Origin of the sequence: Thiorhodococcus fuscus (assembly GCF_042682685.1) — a bacterium.
In the GTDB taxonomy this organism is placed as follows: domain Bacteria; phylum Pseudomonadota; class Gammaproteobacteria; order Chromatiales; family Chromatiaceae; genus Imhoffiella; species Imhoffiella fuscus.
Window position 1 is genome coordinate 62704 of record NZ_JBHUHX010000016.1, and the last position, 20675, is coordinate 83378.

20 protein-coding genes are annotated in these 20675 nt (G+C 64.7%); 14 read left to right on the forward strand and 6 right to left on the reverse strand.

The features are described 5' to 3' along the window. Positions 1-168: 168 nt before the first annotated feature. On the reverse strand, positions 169-909 hold the full coding sequence (locus ACFSJC_RS07830; RefSeq protein ID WP_386025431.1) for a glutathione peroxidase: 741 nt from the start codon (positions 907-909) through the stop codon (positions 169-171). Positions 910-1287: 378 nt separating this feature from the next. On the opposite strand from ACFSJC_RS07830, the gene ACFSJC_RS07835 reads away from it, so the two are divergent. The 14 genes from ACFSJC_RS07835 (at position 1288) to galE (ending at position 16236) form a co-directional block, all read left to right on the forward strand. Further along, entirely contained in the window at positions 1288-1584 is a 297-nt protein-coding gene (locus tag ACFSJC_RS07835) for a sulfur globule protein CV3 (protein WP_386025433.1), read from the forward strand. A 203-nt stretch (positions 1585-1787) separates the two neighbouring features. Beyond that, entirely contained in the window at positions 1788-2768 is a 981-nt protein-coding gene (gene glk, locus ACFSJC_RS07840) for a glucokinase (protein ID WP_386025435.1), read from the forward strand. 85 nt (positions 2769-2853) lie between these two features. Further along, on the forward strand, positions 2854-3051 hold the full coding sequence (locus ACFSJC_RS07845) for a heavy-metal-associated domain-containing protein (protein ID WP_386025437.1): 198 nt from the start codon (positions 2854-2856) through the stop codon (positions 3049-3051). Between the two features lie 31 nt (positions 3052-3082). Further along, on the forward strand, positions 3083-4900 hold the full coding sequence (locus ACFSJC_RS07850) for an autotransporter assembly complex protein TamA (RefSeq protein ID WP_386025439.1): 1818 nt from the start codon (positions 3083-3085) through the stop codon (positions 4898-4900). A 16-nt stretch (positions 4901-4916) separates the two neighbouring features. Then, positions 4917-8951: a translocation/assembly module TamB domain-containing protein gene (locus ACFSJC_RS07855; protein ID WP_386025441.1), complete on the forward strand. Its 4035-nt coding sequence runs from the start codon at positions 4917-4919 to the stop codon at positions 8949-8951. Continuing rightward, entirely contained in the window at positions 8920-9891 is a 972-nt protein-coding gene (locus ACFSJC_RS07860) for a lysophospholipid acyltransferase family protein (RefSeq protein WP_386025443.1), read from the forward strand. The genes ACFSJC_RS07855 and ACFSJC_RS07860 overlap by 32 nt, the downstream gene beginning before the upstream one ends. Further along, positions 9888-10883, forward strand: coding sequence for a lysylphosphatidylglycerol synthase transmembrane domain-containing protein (locus tag ACFSJC_RS07865; RefSeq protein ID WP_386025445.1), 996 nt, complete (start codon positions 9888-9890; stop codon positions 10881-10883). The genes ACFSJC_RS07860 and ACFSJC_RS07865 overlap by 4 nt, the downstream gene beginning before the upstream one ends. 273 nt (positions 10884-11156) lie before the next feature. Then, a complete protein-coding gene (gene sdhC, locus ACFSJC_RS07870) occupies positions 11157-11537 on the forward strand; it encodes a succinate dehydrogenase, cytochrome b556 subunit (RefSeq protein ID WP_386025447.1) in 381 nt (126 codons plus the stop codon). Beyond that, the gene (gene sdhD, locus ACFSJC_RS07875; protein ID WP_386025448.1) at positions 11534-11878 is read left to right on the forward strand and encodes a succinate dehydrogenase, hydrophobic membrane anchor protein; all 345 of its coding nucleotides are present in this window, start codon (positions 11534-11536) and stop codon (positions 11876-11878) included. The genes sdhC and sdhD overlap by 4 nt, the downstream gene beginning before the upstream one ends. Before the next feature lie 7 nt (positions 11879-11885). Further along, on the forward strand, positions 11886-13649 hold the full coding sequence (sdhA, locus tag ACFSJC_RS07880) for a succinate dehydrogenase flavoprotein subunit (RefSeq protein ID WP_386025451.1): 1764 nt from the start codon (positions 11886-11888) through the stop codon (positions 13647-13649). An 81-nt stretch (positions 13650-13730) separates the two neighbouring features. Then, positions 13731-14423, forward strand: coding sequence for a succinate dehydrogenase iron-sulfur subunit (locus ACFSJC_RS07885; protein WP_386025453.1), 693 nt, complete (start codon positions 13731-13733; stop codon positions 14421-14423). Positions 14424-14431: 8 nt separating this feature from the next. Beyond that, a complete protein-coding gene (locus ACFSJC_RS07890) occupies positions 14432-14713 on the forward strand; it encodes an FAD assembly factor SdhE (protein ID WP_386025455.1) in 282 nt (93 codons plus the stop codon). Between the two features lie 6 nt (positions 14714-14719). Then, positions 14720-15178 (forward strand): protein YgfX, encoded by a 459-nt coding sequence (locus tag ACFSJC_RS07895; protein ID WP_386025457.1) that lies wholly within the window; start codon positions 14720-14722, stop codon positions 15176-15178. Between the two features lie 47 nt (positions 15179-15225). Next, positions 15226-16236, forward strand: a complete 1011-nt coding sequence (gene galE, locus ACFSJC_RS07900; protein ID WP_386025459.1) for a UDP-glucose 4-epimerase GalE — start codon at positions 15226-15228, stop codon at positions 16234-16236. 120 nt (positions 16237-16356) lie between these two features. On the opposite strand, the gene ACFSJC_RS07905 is transcribed toward galE, so the two are convergent. The 5 genes from ACFSJC_RS07905 to ACFSJC_RS07925 form a co-directional block, all read right to left on the reverse strand. Continuing rightward, positions 16357-17697 carry an ATP-binding protein gene (locus ACFSJC_RS07905; RefSeq protein WP_386025460.1) on the reverse strand — a complete coding sequence of 447 codons (1341 nt, stop codon included), beginning with the start codon at positions 17695-17697 and terminating at the stop codon, positions 16357-16359. Beyond that, positions 17694-18392 (reverse strand): response regulator, encoded by a 699-nt coding sequence (locus tag ACFSJC_RS07910; protein ID WP_386025462.1) that lies wholly within the window; start codon positions 18390-18392, stop codon positions 17694-17696. Before ACFSJC_RS07910 ends, ACFSJC_RS07905 begins: the two co-directional genes overlap by 4 nt. A 55-nt stretch (positions 18393-18447) precedes the next feature. Further along, positions 18448-18678, reverse strand: a complete 231-nt coding sequence (locus ACFSJC_RS07915; RefSeq protein ID WP_386025464.1) for a PepSY domain-containing protein — start codon at positions 18676-18678, stop codon at positions 18448-18450. A gap of 140 nt (positions 18679-18818) precedes the next feature. Next, complete coding sequence (locus ACFSJC_RS07920; protein ID WP_386025466.1) at positions 18819-19142, reverse strand: hypothetical protein; 324 nt, start codon at positions 19140-19142, stop codon at positions 18819-18821. 104 nt (positions 19143-19246) lie between these two features. Beyond that, positions 19247-20608 carry a DegQ family serine endoprotease gene (locus tag ACFSJC_RS07925; protein WP_386025467.1) on the reverse strand — a complete coding sequence of 454 codons (1362 nt, stop codon included), beginning with the start codon at positions 20606-20608 and terminating at the stop codon, positions 19247-19249. Positions 20609-20675: the final 67 nt, after the last annotated feature.

Consider the following 20675-nt stretch of genomic DNA (forward strand, 5'->3'; position numbering starts at 1 on the left):
GGGGAGTGGGCCTCCCGGCATTGTGAATGCCGGGAGGCGTCGAGTCTTCGGAAGGGGTTCGGATTCCACCTTGGCTCCATCCCCGGCTGAGCCTGTTTGGCCTTCTGGACGGGGCGCGGCGGGATTCGAGGAGCCCCGCCGGTCGATGACGGGGCCCTGGCGGTCGTCTTAGGCCGCGCGGCTCTTGAGCCAAGCGATGGTGTCGTCGGAGCCGCCGATCAGTTTGCCGTCGACGAAGACCTGCGGCACGCTCGCGGCATTGGAGACGGCGCGCAGGCCCTGTTCCGTGTAGTCCTTGTTGAGGACCAGTTCCTCGAACGGGATGCCGGCGTCGCTCAGAGCCTCCTTGGCACGCGCGCAGAAGGGGCATCCGTCTCGGGTGAAGACGGCGACGTCCAGCGGCTTGGGCGCCTCGGGTGCGAGGTAGGCGAGCATGGTGCCGGCGTCGGAGACCTCGTAGGGGTCGCCTTCGACCTCGGGCTCGATGAACATCTTCTCGATCACGCCGTCACGCACCAGCATGGAGTAGCGCCAGGAGCGCTTGCCGAAGCCCAGGTCGTCCTTGTCGACCAGCAGGCCCATGCCCTCGGTGAACTCGCCGTTGCCGTCCGGAATGAAGGTTAGGTTGTCGGCGTGCTCGGCCTCCTTCCAGGCGTTCATGACGAAGGTGTCGTTGACCGAGATGCAGACCACGTCATCGACGCCATGTGCCTTCATTTGGGGCGTCAACTGGTTGTAGCGCGGCACGTGCGAAGACGAACAGGTGGGCGTGAAGGCGCCCGGCAACGAGAAGACGACCACGGTCTTGCCGGCGAAGATGTCGTCGGTCGTGACGTCCACCCATTCGTGTCCGCTGCGGGTGCGGAAGGTGACGTTGGGAATGCGGCTGCCTGTGCGATCTTCAAACATCTGTTGATTCTCCTTGTAGCGTTTTTAGGGCTGTTGATTCGGATCTCGGTCCGAAGCCGATCCAGGTTGAACGTTTCGGTGTTGGCGGGCTGTTCGCTGCCGACGGGTGCCATGATAGGAGGATTCGACTAATCCGTGAAATGGATTGTGGAAATCATAGCGATTGGTTTGGCCTATAAGTTTTCCGGGGATCGCTTCGACGTCCACTTAGATGGGGTTGCAAGACGGCGATGTTAAGCAAACCCTTATTGATAGAGATCAACGAAGCGGTAATTCAACCATCCTAATCTTAGTCTCGCGGAGGGTGAATCGGTTCGAAGCGTTCGGTCCGATTTGCCGATAGACACTCTACATTCGCGAGGAATTACGATGATGACCATGAAGCGATTCTTGATGGCCGCCACCGTCGCGGGCGTCTCTGCATTGGGTTCTGTGTCCGCCAACGCCTTCTGGGGTTGGGGTCCGTTCGATTGGTTCAACCCCTGGGGCGGTGGTCCTTGGTACGGCGGTGGTCCTTGGTATGGGGGCGGACCTTACGGCTATGGCGTCCCCTACTACGGAGGCTACGGCGCTCCCTATGGCTGGGGTGCACCAGTCTACGGTTACCCGGGATATGCCTATCCGGGGTATGCCTATCCGGCAGTGAGCGCGCCGCAAAGCATGACGACCAAATAGACGTCTGCTTGTACACGTAATGATGAAAATACGCCGCCGCCCGCGACTCGCGGGCGGCGGCGTTTTACGGCCGCGCCCAGGAATGCCAAGGTCCTGATTTCGCAGTCGAGCCCGCAAGTTGCTATTATCCCCGCCTTCCGGCCCGAGGCCTCTGTTTTGCCGGGGTCGTGGGTTGTTCGCCGTCTGACGATGGGAGACACGCAATGCGCTTGTTGGTGGGTGACATCGGTGGTACCAAGACGGCGCTGGGAATCGCGGAAACGGATTGCGAGGTTGTGTCGGTCACCGAGCCTCGACGTTATCCGAGCGCTGCCTTTGATTCCCTCGAGCAGATCATTCATCGCTACCGCATCGAGACCGGCGTGCATTGCCGCTTCGCGGCCTTCGCGGTCGCCGGTCCGGTGCAGGATCGCCGCTGCGAGGCGACCAATCTGCCCTGGTCGCTCGATGCCGATGCGCTGGAGGTTGCGTTTGGGTTCGCCGGTGTCGAGTTCCTCAACGATCTGGAGGCCGTCGCCTGGGGCGTTTCAGCGCTTCGCGACACGGATCTCGCAGAACTCCATCCCGGCGAGGGGGAGGGTAAGGGGAACGCCTGCGTGGTGTCTGCGGGCACCGGTCTAGGGCAGGCGGGACTCTTTTGGGATGGCTTTCGCCATCATGCCTTCGCGACCGAGGGCGGACATACGGATTTCGCTCCGGCGGACGATCTCGAGTTCGCCATGCTCCGCTACCTCAAGATGCGCTTCGGTCGAGTGAGCTGGGAACGTGTGGTCTCCGGGCCTGGGATCGCCAACATCTATGAATTCCTGCTTCGCTACCATGATTGCGAGTCTCCCGTCTGGCTGCGTCGCGCGATCGACGAGGGCGGCGATACGGCGGCCGTGGTCGCTCAGGCTGCAGCCATCGAGCGTTGTCCGATTTGTGTCGAGGCGATGCATCTCTTTCTGCGGCTCTACGGGCGCGAGGCAGGCAATGCGGCGCTCAAGCACATGGCGCTGGGTGGCGTCTACCTTGGCGGCGGTATCCCCTTGAAAAACCTTGCCCTGTTGCGTCAGGGCGGGTTCCTTGAAGGCTTTTTCGACAAGGGCCGCATGGGCTGCTTGATGCGACGCATGCCGGTGCGGGTTATCCTCCAGCCTCTGACACCCTTGTTTGGCGCCGCCCGCTTCATGGCTTCGCAATGACTTCGGTGCGAGCGCCGATCGCACTCGATTCTGTCACCTGACCTTGAAATCAGTGGGCGACACAGCCTAAGAGGAGACATCGACAATGGTCGAAATCAAGATCACGGGCATGCACTGTCCAAACTGCATTCGTTCCGCGACCCAGGCGATTCAGTCGGTTGCGGGCGTCGATAGCGTCGAGGTCGATTTGGAAACAGGATCGGCGCGGGTTGTCGGTTCGGTGGATTCGGCTGCGCTTATCGCTGCCATCCAAGAGGTCGGTTTCTCCGCTGAGCAGGTCTGACTCGCGCGGCGGCGGATTGCCGGGGGTAAGGATGGTTCGGACTCTCACCGATGGACGGAGTACAGGCGCGTTCTTTGCGCGTATCGGGCGCTACGGGCTGCGTGCGGGGACGGCCCTGTTGCTCATGCTCGCTCAGCAGACGGCCTTTGCGCTCAAGCTGGATGTCAAGGTCGAGGGTCTCTCGGGGGCACGGGAGTCGAACGTCCTGGCGCTGCTAGACATCTATCGCGAGCGCGGAGACGCGGATCTGACGCCGGCTCGGGTTCTGGCGCTGCATCGCATGGCGCCCGATCAGATCGCCGACGCCTTGGCGCCCTTCGGGCTCTATCGGGTTCAGGTCGAGGATGCATTGAAGGAGCCCTCGGACGCTGGAGGCACCTGGCTCGCGACCTACCGCGTGAATCCGGGCGATCCGATCAAGATCGGTTCGGTCGACTATCAGGTGGAGGGCGAGGGGGCCGAGGATCCGGCCTTCCCCAAGACGTTTCCGATGAAGATCGGGGACGTCCTGCTGCATTCGGACTACGAGAAGGCGAAGTCGGATCTGCGTTACAACGCAACATCGGCCGGGTTTCTCGACTATCAGATGGTCCGCCATCAAGTGCTCATCGACCCGGTGGCCTACAGCGCCCATATCCATGTCCATCTTCAGACCGGACCCAAATACCGCATCGGTCACGTCAGCTTCCGACAGGATCTGCTCGACGAGGACTTTCTTCAGAAATACGTGACCTTCAAATCGGGCGACGTCTACGATCCGGATGACTTGATTGGTCTTCAGAGCCGTCTGCTGGGCAGCGAGTATTACAGCGATGTCGAGATCATCCCGCACACGGGTGAGGCCGGCCCGGATCATGAGGTTCCGATCGAGGTCGTGGCCAAGCGTAACAAGGCCAACAAGTACCGGGTCGGCCTCGGCTTCGCGACCGATATCGGTCCGCGATTGAGCCTGGATTACCGACGCCGCTATATCGGGCGTCACGGACACAAGCTGCGTGCCGAACTCAGCCTGGCTCCCGCCCTGTCGACGATTGAGCTCGACTATCGCATTCCGATCCAGGATCCGACGCGCGACTACATCATCATCAAGCCCAGCTCCAGCCGCTATGACACCGATACCCGCAAAGGCTGGACGCACGGCGTTCAGGCTGCCCACTCGACTCTGACCGAGCACGGCTGGCGACGCAATATCGGTCTCGACTACAGCTACGAGGATTTCGACCTCGACAGCGCCTCGCTCGGCGTCACCAACGAGTTGGTGCCCAGCGTCTCCTGGTCCAAGACGGTTTCGGACGACCCCATCAACACCAATCGTGGCTACCGGATCAAATACGCGCTGCTCGGGGCGGTCGAGGGCGTAGTCTCGGAGACCTCCTATCTCAGCGGTCAGATCCAGTTCAAATGGATCAGGCGCTTCACCCGCGACTATCGCTTTATCACCCGGACCAATCTAGGCGCGACCTGGGCCGAGAATCTGGACGATCTGCCTGCGAGCCGTCGCTTCTATGCCGGTGGAGATAGCTCCATCCGTGGCTGGGGATTCGAGGCGCTCGGCCCAAACGATCCCAAGACCAATGAGACCGTCGGAGGACGCTATCTCGCCGTCGGCAGTCTCGAATTGGAACGGCGGATCAAGGGGCCATGGAGCGCGGCCGTCTTCACCGATTTCGGCAATGCCTTCGATCCGGATTACGAACAGGAATTCGCCCAGAGCGCCGGCGTCGGGGTGCGCTGGGCCTCGCCGATCGGTCAGGTCCGGCTCGACGTCGCCTTCGCCCTGACCAAGGACGACGATAGCGGCGGACTGCCGCCGGCCCGTCTGCACCTCGTCATCGGGCCGGATCTATGAACCTGCGGGATTGAAGATGACGGATTTGGACAAGGTATCGGAGAGCCCCGAGACGCCGCCGGATCGCGCGGCGGAGCAGACGCCCGCGCCCCCAGCCCGGCGGCGCCGGTTGCCGCGCATTCTGCTCGGTGTCTTCCTCGCGCTTCTGTTGCTCATCCTGATTCCGGTTTCAGCCGTATTGGGAACCCAGACTGGGTTGCGTTTCGCCGTGCAGACGGCGGAAGCGCTGCTTCCCGGTGTCTTCAGCGTCGGACAGTTGGATGGTCGGCTGCTCGGGCCATTGAGTGTGCGGGATTTCAGGCTGACCCTGCCGACGTTGGATGTATCGCTCGATGCCCTGGACCTCGACTGGTCGCCTTCGGCGCTGTTCGACGGTTTGGTGGCGGTCGAGCGGCTCTCGGTGCGCGGACTGGATCTGGCCCTCGGGCCGAGCTCGGACACGGACGATACCCCCTTCAGCCTGCCCGAGATCGCGCTGCCGCTGCGCGTTGCGATCGGCGAGGCCTCGCTGGAGCGATTCAGGCTCTTCGACAAGGGAACCGCCGAGCCCTTCATGGTGCTGGACCGGGCTGCGCTGGCCGCGAATCTGGACGGCAGCGCGCTGGAGGTCGTGACGCTTGAGGCGCGGATGTCCGAGCCTGAGGTCAGTGCGCGTCTCCATGGACGGGCCGATCTGGTCCGTCAGTATCCGCTCGGTGTCGATCTGGACTGGGAGCTGCGGCTTCCGCCCAAGGCCCGTCTCAGCGGTGTCGCCCATCTCGAAGGCGATCTGAAGCGGTTGGAGGTTCGGCATCGGTTGACCGGCTCGGCCGAGGCGGATCTGGAGGCCGAGGTCCGGGATCTGCTGTCCGCCCCGAGCTGGGACGCCCAGATCCAGCTTGCCCGGGTCGATCTGCCGGCCTTCGACGAGGGCCTCCCGGCGGTCGAGACCAAGGCGGACCTGGAGACGCGCGGCGATCTGAACCAGGCATCCGTCACCGGCTCGCTGGATGCCAGGGCGCCGGACCTGCCCGATTTCGGACATCTGGCCGCGACGCTCGATTTGCTGTGGAAAGACAAGCGGCTGGATATTCGACGACTGGATCTGACCGAGGAGATCTCCAAGGCGGTCCTGGACGCCAAGGGCCATCTCGATCTCGCGACCGATCCGGGTGCCTTCGCACTGGAGGCGACCTGGGCGCATCTGCGCTGGCCGTTGAGCGGGGATCTGCTCGCCCAGTCGGCACAAGGCGCGCTGAAGGCATCAGGCGATTTCGATGCCTACGACTACAGCCTTTCGACCCAGGTCGAGGGTCCGAGCATTCCGGCCTCGAAACTGGCCCTGCGGGGCAGCGGAACCCTCGACGGGACCCGCATCGCCGCACTGGGGCTGGATACCCTGCGCGGGCGGATCGAGGGCGATGGCGAGTTGAGCTGGTCGCCCGAACTGGCCTGGAACCTGACGCTCGACGGCAAGGGTCTGGACCCCGGCGCCTTTGTCGAGGGTCTGGACGATCGGATCGCGCTCGCCCTGTCGAGCAAGGGCGGGCTCAAGGGCTTCGATTACGATCTGACCGCGACCAGTGTCGGCCCCGGATTGCCGCCGGCCAAGCTGGCGCTCGCGGGGACCGGGGATCTCACCCAAACGGCGCTCGAGACGCTGCGTCTGGACGTGCTCGGGGGGCGGATCGACGGCACGGCCAAGGCGACCTTCGATCCCAAGGTGACCTGGGATGCGGCCATCCGGCTCGCCGGGATCGATCCGGGACGCTATGCGCCGGACTGGCCTGGCAGCATCGAGGGTCGGCTGACGACGAAGGGTTCGCTTGAGGATGCGGGGCCGGATCTGGTCGCGGTCATCGAGGAACTCAAGGGGCGGCTACGCGGCTATCCGGTCGCCGCTTCGGGTACGGTCAGCATGGCGGAGGGCTCGACCCGTATCCGGGATCTCAATGCCGAGTCGGGAAGCAGCAAGGTCAAGCTCCAGGGCACTATCGATACCGCACTGGATCTGGCCTTCGATCTCGACTCGCCCGACCTCTCCAATCTGCTGCCCGACGCCAAGGGAAGCCTGGCGGCCAAGGGGACGGTCACGGGGCCGCTGGAGACGCCGCGCATCCTCTTGGATCTGAAGGCCAAGGACGCCGCACTCGGCACGCAGGGGCTGGCCAGTCTGACCGGAAAGGCCGATCTGGACCTGACCGAACCCGGACGCTTCGAGGTGGCCCTGGACGGCAAGGATCTGTTCGCGGGCGGTCTGCGCTGGGACGCCCTGACTTTGCGCGGATCGGGCTCCATGCCCGATCACCGACTCTCCGCCACGCTCGATGGCCTTCCGCTCTCGCTCAAGTTGGAGGCGTCGGGCGGCCTGGCCGAGAACGGTGCCTATCGCGGACGTCTGTCTACGCTGGATCTGACGCCCGAGGATCTGGGGCACTGGCGCCTGGAGCGGGCGGCGCCCTTCGCGATCGATCAGGCAAAGATTCAGGTCGGCCCACTCTGTTTGCGCCATGATCGCGGCTCGGGCGGTTGCGCGAGCTTCGATCAGTCCGCCCCCGGCAAGTGGCTCGCGGACCTGAATCTGAACAGGCTGGATTTCGAGTTGCTGGAGGGCTTCCTGCCCGACGGTCTGGATCCGAGTGGCGGGGCGCGCCTGAGCGGGCGTTTTCAGGCCGATGGTGCCATCCTGACCGGCAAGGCCAGTTTCGAGATCCCCGAGGGGGGGCTTGCGGTCGCCCTGGGGCAGGGGCGGCGCGAGACGCTGGATTTCTCGGGAACGCGCCTGACCCTGAATACCAGCGCCCAGGGGCTCTCCGCCCGTCTGGTCCTGCCGCTCGGCGACCTGGGTGGCGCGGATGGCGATTTGGATCTGCCGGGCTGGCGCTTCCAGGATCCTGCCGCCCCAGGCCAGCGCTTACAGGGACGTCTGAAGGCGGACATGCGCGGGCTCGATCGTATCGCCAATCTGTTTCCCGACATCTCGGGTCTGACCGGCTCGATTTCGGCCAATCTCGCACTGGGTGGCACGGTCGCGCGGCCGGGCGTGAAGGGGCGGGCGGATGTGCGTCAGGTCGCCTTCGAGGTGCCGCTGATCGGGCTGGCGGTGAAAGATCTGAATCTGGCGGCTGTGGCTCCGTCCATGGACCGCATGGATCTGAGCGGCGGTGGCTTGGTCGGTGGCGGACGGCTCGATCTGAACGGCGAGACCCGTTTGGGCGCGAATGGTCCGGAGGTCGGGCTCAAGATCAGCGGCAAAAAACTCAAGGTGGCCAATACCAAGGAGTATTACGTCCTGGTTTCCCCCGAGTTCGAGTTGAAGGCCGGCCCGGATGGTGCGAGCGTCCGAGGCCAGGTCCGGGTGCCCGAGGCGCGGATCCGGCCCCGCTCGGTTCCGGCCGGAACCCTGTCGTCTTCGCCCGATGTTGTGATGGAGGAGCGCACGCAGGAGCCAGCCTATCCGGTGGATCTCGACGTCGGGCTCGTGCTGGGCAAGGACGTCACCATCGACGCCTTCGGGGTGCGTGGCCGGCTCGCGGGCAATCTTCGGGTCTCCCAATCCCCCGGAGCTGAGATGCTGGGCGACGGACAGCTCCAGATCACCGAGGGCGAATACCGTTTGTCGGGCGGCTTCGGTTTGGCGGCTGAGCTGGGTGCGCCGCTGAATATCACGCAAGGCCGCTTGATCTATGCCAAGAGCGCGATCGACAATCCCGGCCTGCTGCTTCAGGCCGAGCGCCAGGGTGGCGATACGACCGCCGGGGTGCGGGTCTTGGGGACGCTGAGAAATCCCAAGCTGGCCTTCTTCTCCGAGAGCGATCCGGATATGACCCAGGCCGAGATCACCAAGTATCTGATGACTGGCATCCCGCCCTCGAACAACGATAGTGCTGCGAATGCCGGGTTGGCCGTCGGCACCTATGTCGCGCCCAAGATCTATATGGAATACGAGAGTGCGCTCGGCGACGAGGCGAGCAAAGTCAAGCTGCGCTACGACCTGACACGTCATATCGAGCTTCAAACCGAGACCGGTGAGAGTCAGGGTGCCGACATCTTCTTCAAATTCGAGAACTGAATCCATTCCTAACATTCGACGTGCCCTGCTGCATCCCCGGCACTGGCCCAGCTGGATCGGGGTCGCCTTCGTCTATGCGATCGGGCGGCTGCCCTTTCCCGTCCTCTGGGCGCTAGGGAGCCTATTCGGGCGGCTCGGCTATCTGCTCGCCGGATCGCGCCGCCTAGTGGCGCGGCGCAATCTGGAGCTCTGTCTGCCCGAGCTGGATTCCAAGCGGCGCGAGCGCATCCTGCGCGCCCACTTCGGCTGGCTCGGCGTGGCCGCCTTCATCCAGGGGGCGGTTTGGGGCGCCTCGCGTCGACGTCTGTCGCGGTTGGTTCGGATCCGCAATCGTGACTTCATCGACGCCTGCATCGCCGAGGGGCGCCCGGTGATCGTCCTGGTGCCGCACTTCGTCGGGCTGGAACTGGGCGGTGCCGCCTTCACGGCGCTGGTCCACTCCGGGGTCTACATGTACCAGAAGATCCGCAATCCGGTGGTCGACCATCAGGTCAAGCGCGCGCGTCAGCAGTACGGAAGCGTTTCGGTCGAGCGCCAGGACGATCTTCGCAGCCTGATCCGCGAGATGAAGAAGGGAACGCCCTTCTTCTATCTGCCCGATCAGGACGGCGGACGGCGCGGCGTCTTCGTGCCATTCTGCGGCGTTCAGGCATCCACCGTCCCGATGCTGGGTCGTTTCGCCGGCATGACGGGGGCTGCGGTCATCCCCACGTTCGCCCGCTTCCTGCCGTGGGGCAGGGGGCTCGAGCTCATCTTCGATCCGCCGCTTGAGGACTTTCCGCAGGGGGATCCGCTGGCGGATACCGCACGTATGAACGCGGCCATCGAGGCGCGCATCCAGACCATGCCCGAGCAGTATTTCTGGGTCCATCGTCGCTTCAAGACCCGTCCTGCGGGCGAGCCGCCCGTCTATCCACCGAAACGCAAGAGGCGCAGATGAGCATCGAGTCCGATTCCTCCGTTCCGGCGTCCGGTCCGCTGCGTTTGGGACGACCGCGCGACTGGGCGCTCGGCGCGGCCTTGCTGGCCGCGCTGGTGGCGGCCGTCCATTACAGCGTCGGTTGGGCCGATCTGCTCGCCCCCTGGCGCACCTTTCCGCCGGTTCTGCTCCTCTGGCTGTTCATGCTCACCTCGGCGAGCTATGCGTTGCGGGCGGTGCGGGTGCATGACTATTTCCGACCACGCTTCAGCGGCGCCTTCGCGGTGGTGCTGAGGCTGTCCGTGCTTCACAACACGGCCAACAATCTCATGCCCATGCGCACCGGTGAGATGGTCTTCCCCTGGCTGATGCGCCGCTATTTCGGTGAAGGCTTCCTGGACTCGGCTGCGGCGCTCATGTGGATCCGGCTACTGGACCTGCACTTCCTCGTCCTGCTGGCGCTGCTCATCCTGAACCTGAGCCATCCCTCCTGGATCTGGTGGGCCGCCGCCGTGCTCTGGGTGGCCGGGCTCGCGGTCATGCCCCGTCTGCACGGGTTGGCGTCTCTCGGCTTCCTGTCCGGCGCGGGCAAGGTGCGCGAGGTGGCGCGCCGGGTGCTGCTCGCCGTGCCGCGTCGGCCCTGGCTGATCGTCCGGGTCTATTGTTGGACGGGGCTCATCTGGACGCTCAAGTTCGCCGCCTTCACCAGCGTGTTGCGCTTCTTCCTGCCGGTCGATCTCTGGCGCTTGCTCACCGGCGTCATGGGGGCGGAACTGTCCAGCGTGCTGCCCTTCCACGGTATCGCCGGCAGCGGCAGCTACGAAGTGGCGGCGGTTGCGGCCCTGGTGCCGCTCGGTATCGATCCCAAGCTGGCCCTGGCCGGTGCCGTGAATCTCCATCTCTTTCTGCTCGGCAATACCCTGGTGCTCGGGGCGCTGGCCTTTTTGCTGCCTCGATCGGTCAAGGCGCGCGGGGCAGGGACGTCTCGGAATCGCGTCCCTGACGCCATGTGAATACGCGTTTCGAGAGGCGATTCAGGGCGTTCCTTTATTCGTATGTAAAAAAGTCGGGTTTTATCTTTGATAAATTCAATTGATACCCACAGGAAAATACCTATATTCTGGCGCGCTGCACAATAGGCCTTGGCTTGGCCGAGACCGACGTCGGGATAGAGGTTTCGAATCTCCATCGCGGAACATCCTGGGATTGCGCCAGCGTTAGGGTGAGCACGCCTCTCTCCGAGCATGCGTTGGCCATGTGTCCCGCGTTTCACCAAAGGTCCGAGAATGCAAACATCCAGACCCGTTTTCCTGGAACTGTGGCGCATCAAGCTGCCGCTTCCAGGTCTCGTCTCCATCCTCCACCGCGCTAGTGGAGTCCTGATGGTCCTGACCATCCCCTTCGCCGCCATCCTGCTGCACTTGGCCGCGTCCGGCCAGCAAGGCTTCGAGTCCGCTGCCGGCCTGCTCGATTCCTGGTGGGTCGGGCTGTTCCTGGTCGGGCTCGTCTGGAGTCTGATGCATCACCTGCTGGCGGGCATCCGTCATCTGGTCCTGGACATCGGTGTCGGTCTGGATCGTCCGGTCGCTCGAAGCACCGCCGCGACCGTTTTGGTTGCGGGCCTGGTCTCGTCCCTGTTGCTGCTCGTTCTGGGGGTGATCTCATGAGTCGTCAGGCATCCGGCCTCATGGCCTGGCTCGTTCAGCGCGCCACGGCGGTCTATCTCGCCTTCTTCGTGCTCTATCTGATCCTGCACTTCACCTTCGATGCCCCCGCCGATCATGCCGAGTTCGTCGCCTGGCTGCGTCAGGCGCCGGTCGCCATCGGCCTGCTTCTCTTCGTCCCCGTGCTGATCGCCCATGCCTGGGTCGGTATCCGCGACGTGCTGATCGACTATGTGCATGTGCTCGGCCTGCGTATGGGGCTGCTGATGTTGTTCGGCTTTATCTTCTTCGCCTCCGGACTCTGGGCCATCAAGGCGATCGTCACCGCTGGTATCGGAGGTTAGGTTTCGCATGAGTCTTCCAACACGCCATTTCGATGCTCTCATCATCGGGGCCGGCGGCGCGGGTCTGAACGCCGCGCTGCAGTTGGCGAGCGCCGATCTGCGCGTCGCCGTCGTCTCCAAGGTGTTTCCCACCCGTTCGCATACGGTCGCCGCTCAGGGCGGCGTCAACGCGGCCCTGGCCAACGTGATGCCGGACTCCTGGCACTGGCATATGTTCGACACCGTCAAGGGTTCGGACTATCTGGGCGATCAGGACGCCATCGAATTCATGTGCCGCGAGGCCATCCCGACCGTCTATGAGTTGGAGCACGCCGGCGTGCCCTTCTCGCGTCTGGACAACGGCAAGATCTATCAGCGCGCCTTCGGCGGTCAGAGCCAGAACTTCGGCGGCGACCAGGCGGCCCGCACCTGCGCGGCGGCCGACCGCACCGGACACGCGATCCTGCACACCCTCTACCAGCAGAACATCCGCGCCCGGACCCATTTCTTCGACGAGTTCTTCGCGCTCGACCTGGTGCGCGACGCCGAGGGCGTCATCTGCGGCGCCCTGGTGCTCGAGATCGAGACCGGCGAGCCGCTGCTGATCGAGTCCAAGGCGACTCTGCTCGCCACCGGCGGCTGCGGCCAGGTGTTCCGCACCACCTCGAACGCCCACATCAACACCGGCGACGGTATGGCCATGGCCCTGCGCGCCGGCGTCCCGCTGATGGATATGGAGTTCTTCCAGTTCCATCCGACCGGCATCGCCGGCAAGGGCATGCTGATCACCGAGGGTACGCGCGGCGAGGGCGGCTATCTCGTCAATAAGGATGGCGAGCGCTTCATGGAGCGCTATGCCCCGCGCGCCAAGGATCTGGCGAGCCGCGACGTGGTCTCGCGCGCCATCGTCACCGAGGTCAAGGAGGGACGCGGCTGCGGCGAGAATGGCGACTACGTGATGCTCAAGCTCGACCATCTGGGCGAGTCGGTCATCTCCAAGCGACTGCCGGGCATCCGCGAGTCGAGCAAGATCTTCGCCGGGGTCGATCCGGTGGTCGAACCGATTCCGGTGTTCCCGACGGCCCACTACGCCATGGGCGGCATTCCGACCGACCGCTTCGGCCGCGTCGCCATGCCGGCGGGGCAGGGCTCGGAAGAGGTCGTGGCCGGTCTCTACGCCGCCGGCGAGTGCGCCTGCGCCTCGGTGCACGGCGCCAACCGGCTCGGCGGCAACTCGCTGCTCGACATCCTGGTGTTCGGGCGTCTCGCCGGTAAGGACATCATCGACTTCGTGCGCGAGAATCCCTACCAGCGTACCGTCGACTCGGCCAGCCTGGACCAGGCGATGGGCCGTCTCACCCGCTGGGATCAAAAGGACGATGGCGTTACGGTTGCCCAGATGCGCGCCGACTTCCGCAAGTGCATGGAGGACCATGCCGGCGTCTTCCGCACCGAAGAGGTGATGCAGGAAGGCTTCGAGCGTCTGTGCGAGTTGCGCGAGCGTCTTCCCGAGGTGCGTCTGTCCGATCACTCCAAGGTTTTCAACACCGCTCGGATCGAGGCGCTCGAACTCGAGAACATGATGGATGTGGGTCTGTCGATCGCGGTCTCGGCGTTGCATCGTCAGGAGAGCCGCGGGGCTCACTCCCGTCCGGACTATCCCGATCGCGACGACCAGGCCTGGCTCAAGCACAGCCTCTATTCGAAGGACGGCGACCGCATGGACTACAAGCCGGTGCGTACCAAGCCACTCACCGTCGAATCCTTCCCGCCGAAGGAACGGGTGTATTGAGGTTCGTGGGGTACGCCGGGCGCGTACCCTTCAAGGTTTGAGCAAGAGGGCGCGCGGTGCGTGCCCCACGGGGTATCGACGATGAGAATCAGCGTCTATCGCTACAATCCTGACACCGACAAGAAGCCTCGGATGCAGGATTATGAGGTCAAGACCTTCCAGGGCATGATGTTGCGCGACGTCCTGCTGGAGGTGAAGAAGCAGGACGAGTCCTTCAGTTTCCGCCACTCCTGCGGTGAGGGCGTGTGCGGCTCGGATGCGGTGAATGCCAACGGTCGCAACGTGCTGGCCTGCGTCACGGCCATCTCCGATCTGAAGCAGCCGATCGTGGTGCGTCCGTTGCCCGGACGTCCGGTGATCCGCGATCTGGTCGTGGATATGAGCCAGTTCTACGAGCAATACCGGGCGGTCAAACCTTACCTGGTGCGTCACGATCCGGCGCCCGAGCAGGAGATCCTGCAGTCGCCGGCCGATCGCGACAAGCTCGACGGACTCTACGAGTGCATCCTCTGCGGCTGCTGCTCCACCGCCTGTCCCTCCTTCTGGTGGAACCCCGAGAAGTTCCACGGTCCTGCCGCGCTGCTGCAGTCCTGGCGTTTCCTCGCCGACAGTCGCGACCAGGCGACCGAGGAGCGTCTCGACGCGCTGGAGGGGCCTTACAAGCTGTTCCGTTGCCACAGCATCATGAACTGCGTCGAGGTCTGTCCCAAGGGGCTGAACCCGACCCGCGCGATCGGGCATATCAAGGAACTCATGCTCGACAAGGGGCTGTGACGCTCGCTATGGAACCGTCTTCCCAAGACGCGGCGTCCGAGCTCAGACGGTTGCGCTGGCAGTGTCGGCGCGGCATGCTGGAGCTGGATCATCTCTTGAGCCGATTTCTCGATCTGGGCTACGCCGATCTGGACGAGGGCCGTCGCGAGACCTTCCAGCGTCTGCTCGGCGAGCAGGATCAGCGTCTGAGCGACTGGTTCATGTCTCGCGCACCGGCCTCGGATGAGGCGTTGCAGGATCTGGTCGATCACATCCTCGACGTCGTGCGAGCGCCTGCTCCAGGCGGTTGAGTTCGGATGGGGGCGCACCGCGATCGCCCCCCGCTGGTGCTGCGACCGCGTCGATCCAGGCGTCTGCTGCTCTATGCGGTCTCGATCCATGCGACGGCTGCGGCCGTCGTGCTGTTCCTGCCGATCGGTCTCTGGCGTCTGCCGCTCCTGAGCCTGATCCTTCTCGGTGCCATCCATGTCCATGCCGTCCATCTCGCCGGCTGGGCGCCTTGGTCGATTCAGACCCTGGAATGGCGCTCGGACGGTGCCTGGGCGTTGACCCTCAAGTCGGGCGAACGGCGTTCGGCGACACTGCTGCCCTCGACCTTCGTCAGTCTGCCTCTGGTGGTGCTGAACTTCCGCATCGGCCGTTGGGGGCGACGGGCGGTGCCGCTCTTCGCCGATTCCCTGGAGCCCGACCGTCTGCGCCGGTTGCGCGTGCTGCTCAAGATCGAGGGGCGATCCGGCTCCGTTCCGACGGCCTGATTCGGATAGACTGACGTCCGTCGAAATCCTGGGAGGAGAAAACTCGGATGCGTGTCTTGGTCACGGGCGGGGCCGGCTATATCGGCAGCCATACCTGCGTGGAGTTGCTGGCGGCGGGCATGGAGGTGGTCGTCGTCGACAATCTCAGCAACAGCAAGCAAGAGGCGCTGCGCCGGGTCCAGAGCATCGCCGGGCGTCCGCTCGGCTTCATTCGGGCCGATCTGCGCGACCGGGCCGCCCTGGACGCCATCTTCGGCTCGCACGACTTCGATGCCGTGATCCATTTCGCCGGGCTCAAGGCTGTCGGCGAATCGGTGCAGAAACCGCTGGAGTACTACGACAACAATATCGGCGGTACCCTGCGTCTGTGCGAGGCGATGGCCGCCGCCGGGGTGAAGCGGATCGTCTTCAGCTCCTCCGCCACCGTCTACGGCGATCCGGCGAGCGTTCCCATCCGCGAGGATTTTCCGCTCTCGGCGACCAATCCCTACGGTCGTTCCAAGCTCTTCATCGAGGAGATCCTGCGCGATCTCTGGATCTCGGATCCGCACTGGAGCGTCTCGCTATTGCGCTATTTCAATCCGGTCGGCGCCCATCCGAGCGGGCTGATCGGCGAGGATCCGAACGGGATCCCCAACAACCTCATGCCCTATATCGCCCAGGTCGCGGTCGGCAAGCTGCCCGAACTGCGCGTCTTCGGTAACGACTATCCGACCCCGGACGGCACCGGGGTGCGCGACTACATCCATGTCGTCGACCTGGCGCGCGGTCATCTCGCGGCACTGCGCCGACTCCAGGGCGGACCTGGCGTCATGACCCACAATCTGGGCACCGGACAGGGCTACAGCGTCTTGGAGATGGTTGCCGCCTTCGAGCGGGCCAGCGAGCGCCCCATTCCCTATCGCATCGTCGAACGCCGCGCCGGGGACATCGCTACCTGCTATGCCGATCCCGAGCGCGCCCGCGAGGAACTGGGCTGGCAGGCCGAATACGGCATCGACGCCATGGTCGCCGACACCTGGCGCTGGCAGTCCATGAATCCGCGCGGGTTCGATTGAGGCGGTGCGACATGTTGTAGGATGCGATGAGCGTCGCGAATCGCATCATTCGCGATCGGTGCGGTGCGTTCCTCACCGCACCCTACGGGTCTGGTGGTCGACGAATCCGGGCGTGCCCGATTAGGCGGGCAGATCCAGTCTGAATCGGGCACCGCCAAGTGGACTGCGGTCGACCTGCAGCCGGCCCCCGTAGGCATCGCTGATCTCGCGCACCACGGCGAGTCCGATGCCGTGTCCTGGGGTCGCCTCGTCCGCGCGTGCGCCACGTTCGAGTAGGCGCGATGCCTGCTCGGGCGGGATGCCAGGGCCGTCGTCCTCAACGACGAGCAGCAGTCTGCCGCGCGACCTGGTTCCCCCGACCCGGATGCGCCGTTTGCCCCACTTGAAGGCGTTTTCGAGCAGATTGCCGAGCATCTCCAACAGGTCGCCCTCGACGCCCAGGAACTGGATGCCCTGATCCATCTCAAGCGTCACCTGGATTCCCGAGTCGCGATAGACCTTGTTCAGTGTGGCGACGAGCCGCTCGGCGGTGCGTCGTATCGGGACCGGCGGCGCTAGTGTCGCGGCCTGCTGTCCGCCGGTCCGGGCACGCTGTAACTGGTATTCGACGATGTGTCCCATGCGTCCGAGCTGCTCTTGGAGCGTCTTTCCGGTGGGCGAGGGCACCTGCCCCTCTTCGAGCGCGCCGCGCATCACGGCGAGGGGTGTCTTGAGACTGTGGGCGAGATCGCCCAATGTGTTGTCGAGACGCCGTTGACGCGCCCGCTCATGGGCGAGCAGGGCGTTCAGGTTTCCAGTGAGCGCGCGGATCTCGGCCGGATAGCGCCCCTGGATCTGGGTCTGTTTGCCGGACTCGATCACCGCCACCTCCTCCGCTACCCGGCGCAGCGGTTTGAGTCCCCAGCGCAGGATGGCGACCAGGATCACCAGCATCAGGACCGACATGCTGCCCAGCCAGACAGCGAGACTGGCGCGGAACTGGCCCACCTCGGCATGGAAGGCGGCGGTGTCCTCGGCGACCACGAAGGTGTAGTCCTGCGGGGTCGGTCCTGTCGCCCAGGTGACGCCGAACGCCAACATCAGATAGGTGCTTCCGTCGGATCCCGAGAGACGTTCGAAACGGCGCCGACCGGGTGCGAGTGGGAGCGGCGTGGGGCAATCGGCGCCGATGGCGGACGGCGATTGCCAGATGGGATCGCCCAGCGCGTTCAGCACCTTGGCATAGAGGCCCGAGTCGGGCAGGTTGAGACGCGGTTCGGCGAGCGCCTTGGGGAAGACCAGTCCGCCGGGCTCCTCCTCGCCGGCCGCCATCAGCAGGAAGACCTGGGCCTGTAGCCGTTCTTCCCGCGCCGAGAGGACGGTATCGCGAACTGCGCGTTCCAGCGCCAGGCTGGTGAGCAGCACAAAGACGGTCAGCACCACGGCGCCGGAGAGCGCGACGCGGGTGCGCAGCGACATCATCCAGCCGGGTCCTTGCCGGCGTCGTCGCCCAGGGTCAGGCGGTAGCCGCGTCCGCGTAGCGTCTCGATCGGATTGAGCGAACCGTCCGGGTCGAGCTTGCGGCGCAGACGCCCGACCAGCACCTCGATCACGTTGCTCTCGCGATCCTCGTCATGCGGATAGAGACGGTCGGCGAGATCCTGCTTGGAGAGCACCTTGCCCCGGCTGGCGGCCAATTGTTCGAGTAGACGGTATTCATAGGCGGTGATCTCGATGGGTCGATCCCGCATCCAGACCTTCTGGGCGGTCAGGTCCAGTCGCATGGGGCCCAGGTGCAGTTCCTGCGAGGCGGTGCCAGCGGCGCGCCGGATCAGCGCCCGGAGCCGCGCGAGCAGTTCCTCTTGGTGGAAGGGCTTGGCCAGATAGTCGTCGGCGCCGGCCTCCAACCCCTCGACCTTGTCCTCCCAACGGTCGCGCGCGGTGAGAATGAGGATCGGCAGGAGGCTCTCCTTGGCACGCAGCCGGCGGATAATATCGAGTCCGGAAAGACCGGGCAGGCCGAGATCGATGATGGCGGCGTCGAAGGCGTATTCGCTCGCGAGATAGAGACCTTCCTGGCCGTCGCCGGTGCCCTCGACCGCGCAATCGTCCTGCGAGAGTCGGGCGGCGATCTGTCGACGGAGCTCGGGCTCGTCCTCGATGATCAGGATGCGCATGCGTTGGTGTCTGTTGGTGATAGCGGGCAGGGCTGCACGCGAGGCGGCCGCCTGCTCAGCGGTTGGGGACGAAGACGTAGCGCACCTGGCCGTCGGGGGTCAGGACCTTCACCCGGTAGCCCCCGTCGGCCGACTGGACGGCCAGCACGCGGCCTCCGGTCTGGCTGCGCGCGATTTCGCCGGCTCGGTCGGGCGACATCTGTCGGCCCTGTCCGGAGCCGGCCCAGGTGGTCGGCGGCGCCATGCAGAGCAGCAAGGCGGCCAGAATGAACGTAGACAATTGCATGTCGAATCGGCTCCCGTGCCTGTGACGGTCTGCGGGAATCTAGCACAGTCCGGGCGTGTCGCGGTGTAGATGCGCGCGGATGTTCCGGGTCTGTCGATCGGTCGGGCGCCTGCCCATGGCGCGCGACCGATGGCACCGGGTCAATAGTCGCGATAGATGATCGTGACTCCATCGCGGCGGTGGCGGCGCGGCCAGCGTTCCTTGTAGACCACTCTAGGCCGGTAGCCGTAGTCGTAGATATAGGTCCGCCGATGGTTGTGATGGTGGTGCCGGCGGTGGTGATGCCTGAAGTGACGCGGCGGAGGTGAGTCCCAGCGGTCCGCGTCACGGTGAGAGTCCCAGCCGCGTCCGCCGGCGGACGCGGCTGTTGGCAATGCCAAGGAACCCGCGACGAGGATCGCGGAGAACAGGGTCACGAGTCGCGTGAGTTTCGGTGTATGGAATGTGGTGGAAACGGGGCTCATGGGATGGTCTCCTCTGCTCCTGAAACGGGGGCCAGTTCCCCCGTCTTGGAGGCCATCCTAGGGCGTCGACCCTGAACCACCGCTGAATCAGCGGCCGGGATGGCTCAACGCCGGGAGAGTAGGAGCAATTCGTCGCCGCGTTGGATGCGCAGGCTGTAGAGCCCGCGCGAGCTTTTGAGCACGTCCCTGATGTCGCGCAGCCGGGCGATCTCTTGGCCATTGACCTGGATGATGCGGTCGCCTTCGCGCAGCCCGGCGTTCCAGGCCGAGCTGTTGGGCTCGACGCTGCCCACCGGGATCGCTGGAACCCCGCCGCTGTGGCTGAACTCGCCGAAGAGCGCGCCCTCGAGGCTGGACGAGATCTGTTTGCCCGGCACGAAGCTGCGGTAGGGGTCGCCGATTTCGCCGGTCAGATGCAGCGTCTTGCCGCCTCGCACGATATCCAGATCCACCCGCTCGCCGATGCGCAGCAGTCCGAAGCGGTTGCGCAGATCGGACGATCCGCCGATCGCTTTGCCGTTGACGGCGAGGATGAGGTCGCCCTGACGCAGGCCGGCCTCCTCGGCGGCCGAGCCTGGATCCACGTCTGCCACCAGGACGCCGTCACGATCGTTCAGATCCAATGCGCTGGCCAATTCGTCGGTCAAATCCTGCACCCGGACACCGAAGAGTCCACGTCTGACCGCACCGAACTCCAGCAGTTGTTCCATGATGGAGCGTGCCATGTTGGCCGGAATGGCGAAGCCGATGCCGATGTTGCCGCCACCGGGGGCCAGGATGGCCGTGTTCATGCCGACCAGTTCGCCGCGCAGATTGACCAGGGGGCCGCCCGAGTTGCCCGGATTGATGGAGGCGTCCGTCTGGATGAAGTTCTCGTATCCCTCGATTCCGAGTCCGGTGCGGCCGAGTCCGCTGACGATGCCGGAGGTGACGGTCTGTTTCAGCCCGAATGGATTGCCGATCGCGACCACGAAATCGCCGACCCGCAGGGTGTCCGAGTCGGAAAACGCGAGTGCCTTCAAATTCTTGGCCGGGATGCGCAGCACGGCGACGTCGGTGTCGGGATCGTTGCCGACGAGCGTGGCGCTCAGGGTGCGTCCGTCATGGAGCGTGACCTTGATCTCGTCCGCCTTGGCGATGACGTGATAGTTGGTGAGCACCAGTCCGCGTCGGGCGTCGACGATGATCCCGGAGCCCAGGCTGTTGTTTTCGCGTCGACGCTGCTGTTGAGGAACATCGAAGAAGTAGCGGAAAAAGGGGTCGCGCAGCAGCGGGTGGTCGGCGGCCGCGATCCGGGTGACGGTCGATACGTTGACGACCGCCGGCACCACCTGCTCCAGCATGGGCGCCAGGCTCGGCAGCGGTTTGCCATCCAGCGCAAAGGGCAGCGCGGCCTGGGCGGAGGACAGCGGCAGCAGCAGCGACAGACAGAGTATGAGCGGGATGGAGGCTGGCTTGGACATCATGGGTGTGATCTTCGCAAGGAACGCGTTGAATCGGCGCATCGTTCGCCGAGAGCGGGGACGATCAGGA

Excerpts from the sequence above, each read along its gene's own strand:
- ACFSJC_RS07910 (WP_386025462.1), bottom strand. The coding sequence starts at position 18,392 with ATGCGCATCCTGATCATCGAGGACGAGCCCGAGCTCCGTCGACAGATC.
- ACFSJC_RS07915 (WP_386025464.1), bottom strand. The coding sequence starts at position 18,678 with ATGCAATTGTCTACGTTCATTCTGGCCGCCTTGCTGCTCTGCATGGCG.
- ACFSJC_RS07905 (WP_386025460.1), bottom strand. The coding sequence starts at position 17,697 with ATGATGTCGCTGCGCACCCGCGTCGCGCTCTCCGGCGCCGTGGTGCTG.
- glk (WP_386025435.1), top strand. The coding sequence starts at position 1,788 with ATGCGCTTGTTGGTGGGTGACATCGGTGGTACCAAGACGGCGCTGGGA.
- ACFSJC_RS07885 (WP_386025453.1), top strand. The coding sequence starts at position 13,731 with ATGAGAATCAGCGTCTATCGCTACAATCCTGACACCGACAAGAAGCCT.
- ACFSJC_RS07925 (WP_386025467.1), bottom strand. The coding sequence starts at position 20,608 with ATGATGTCCAAGCCAGCCTCCATCCCGCTCATACTCTGTCTGTCGCTG.
- ACFSJC_RS07835 (WP_386025433.1), top strand. The coding sequence starts at position 1,288 with ATGAAGCGATTCTTGATGGCCGCCACCGTCGCGGGCGTCTCTGCATTG.
- ACFSJC_RS07850 (WP_386025439.1), top strand. The coding sequence starts at position 3,083 with ATGGTTCGGACTCTCACCGATGGACGGAGTACAGGCGCGTTCTTTGCG.
- sdhD (WP_386025448.1), top strand. The coding sequence starts at position 11,534 with ATGAGTCGTCAGGCATCCGGCCTCATGGCCTGGCTCGTTCAGCGCGCC.
- sdhA (WP_386025451.1), top strand. The coding sequence starts at position 11,886 with ATGAGTCTTCCAACACGCCATTTCGATGCTCTCATCATCGGGGCCGGC.
- ACFSJC_RS07865 (WP_386025445.1), top strand. The coding sequence starts at position 9,888 with ATGAGCATCGAGTCCGATTCCTCCGTTCCGGCGTCCGGTCCGCTGCGT.
- ACFSJC_RS07890 (WP_386025455.1), top strand. The coding sequence starts at position 14,432 with ATGGAACCGTCTTCCCAAGACGCGGCGTCCGAGCTCAGACGGTTGCGC.
- sdhC (WP_386025447.1), top strand. The coding sequence starts at position 11,157 with ATGCAAACATCCAGACCCGTTTTCCTGGAACTGTGGCGCATCAAGCTG.
- ACFSJC_RS07920 (WP_386025466.1), bottom strand. The coding sequence starts at position 19,142 with ATGAGCCCCGTTTCCACCACATTCCATACACCGAAACTCACGCGACTC.
- ACFSJC_RS07845 (WP_386025437.1), top strand. The coding sequence starts at position 2,854 with ATGGTCGAAATCAAGATCACGGGCATGCACTGTCCAAACTGCATTCGT.
- ACFSJC_RS07830 (WP_386025431.1), bottom strand. The coding sequence starts at position 909 with ATGTTTGAAGATCGCACAGGCAGCCGCATTCCCAACGTCACCTTCCGC.
- ACFSJC_RS07855 (WP_386025441.1), top strand. The coding sequence starts at position 4,917 with ATGACGGATTTGGACAAGGTATCGGAGAGCCCCGAGACGCCGCCGGAT.
- galE (WP_386025459.1), top strand. The coding sequence starts at position 15,226 with ATGCGTGTCTTGGTCACGGGCGGGGCCGGCTATATCGGCAGCCATACC.
- ACFSJC_RS07895 (WP_386025457.1), top strand. The coding sequence starts at position 14,720 with ATGGGGGCGCACCGCGATCGCCCCCCGCTGGTGCTGCGACCGCGTCGA.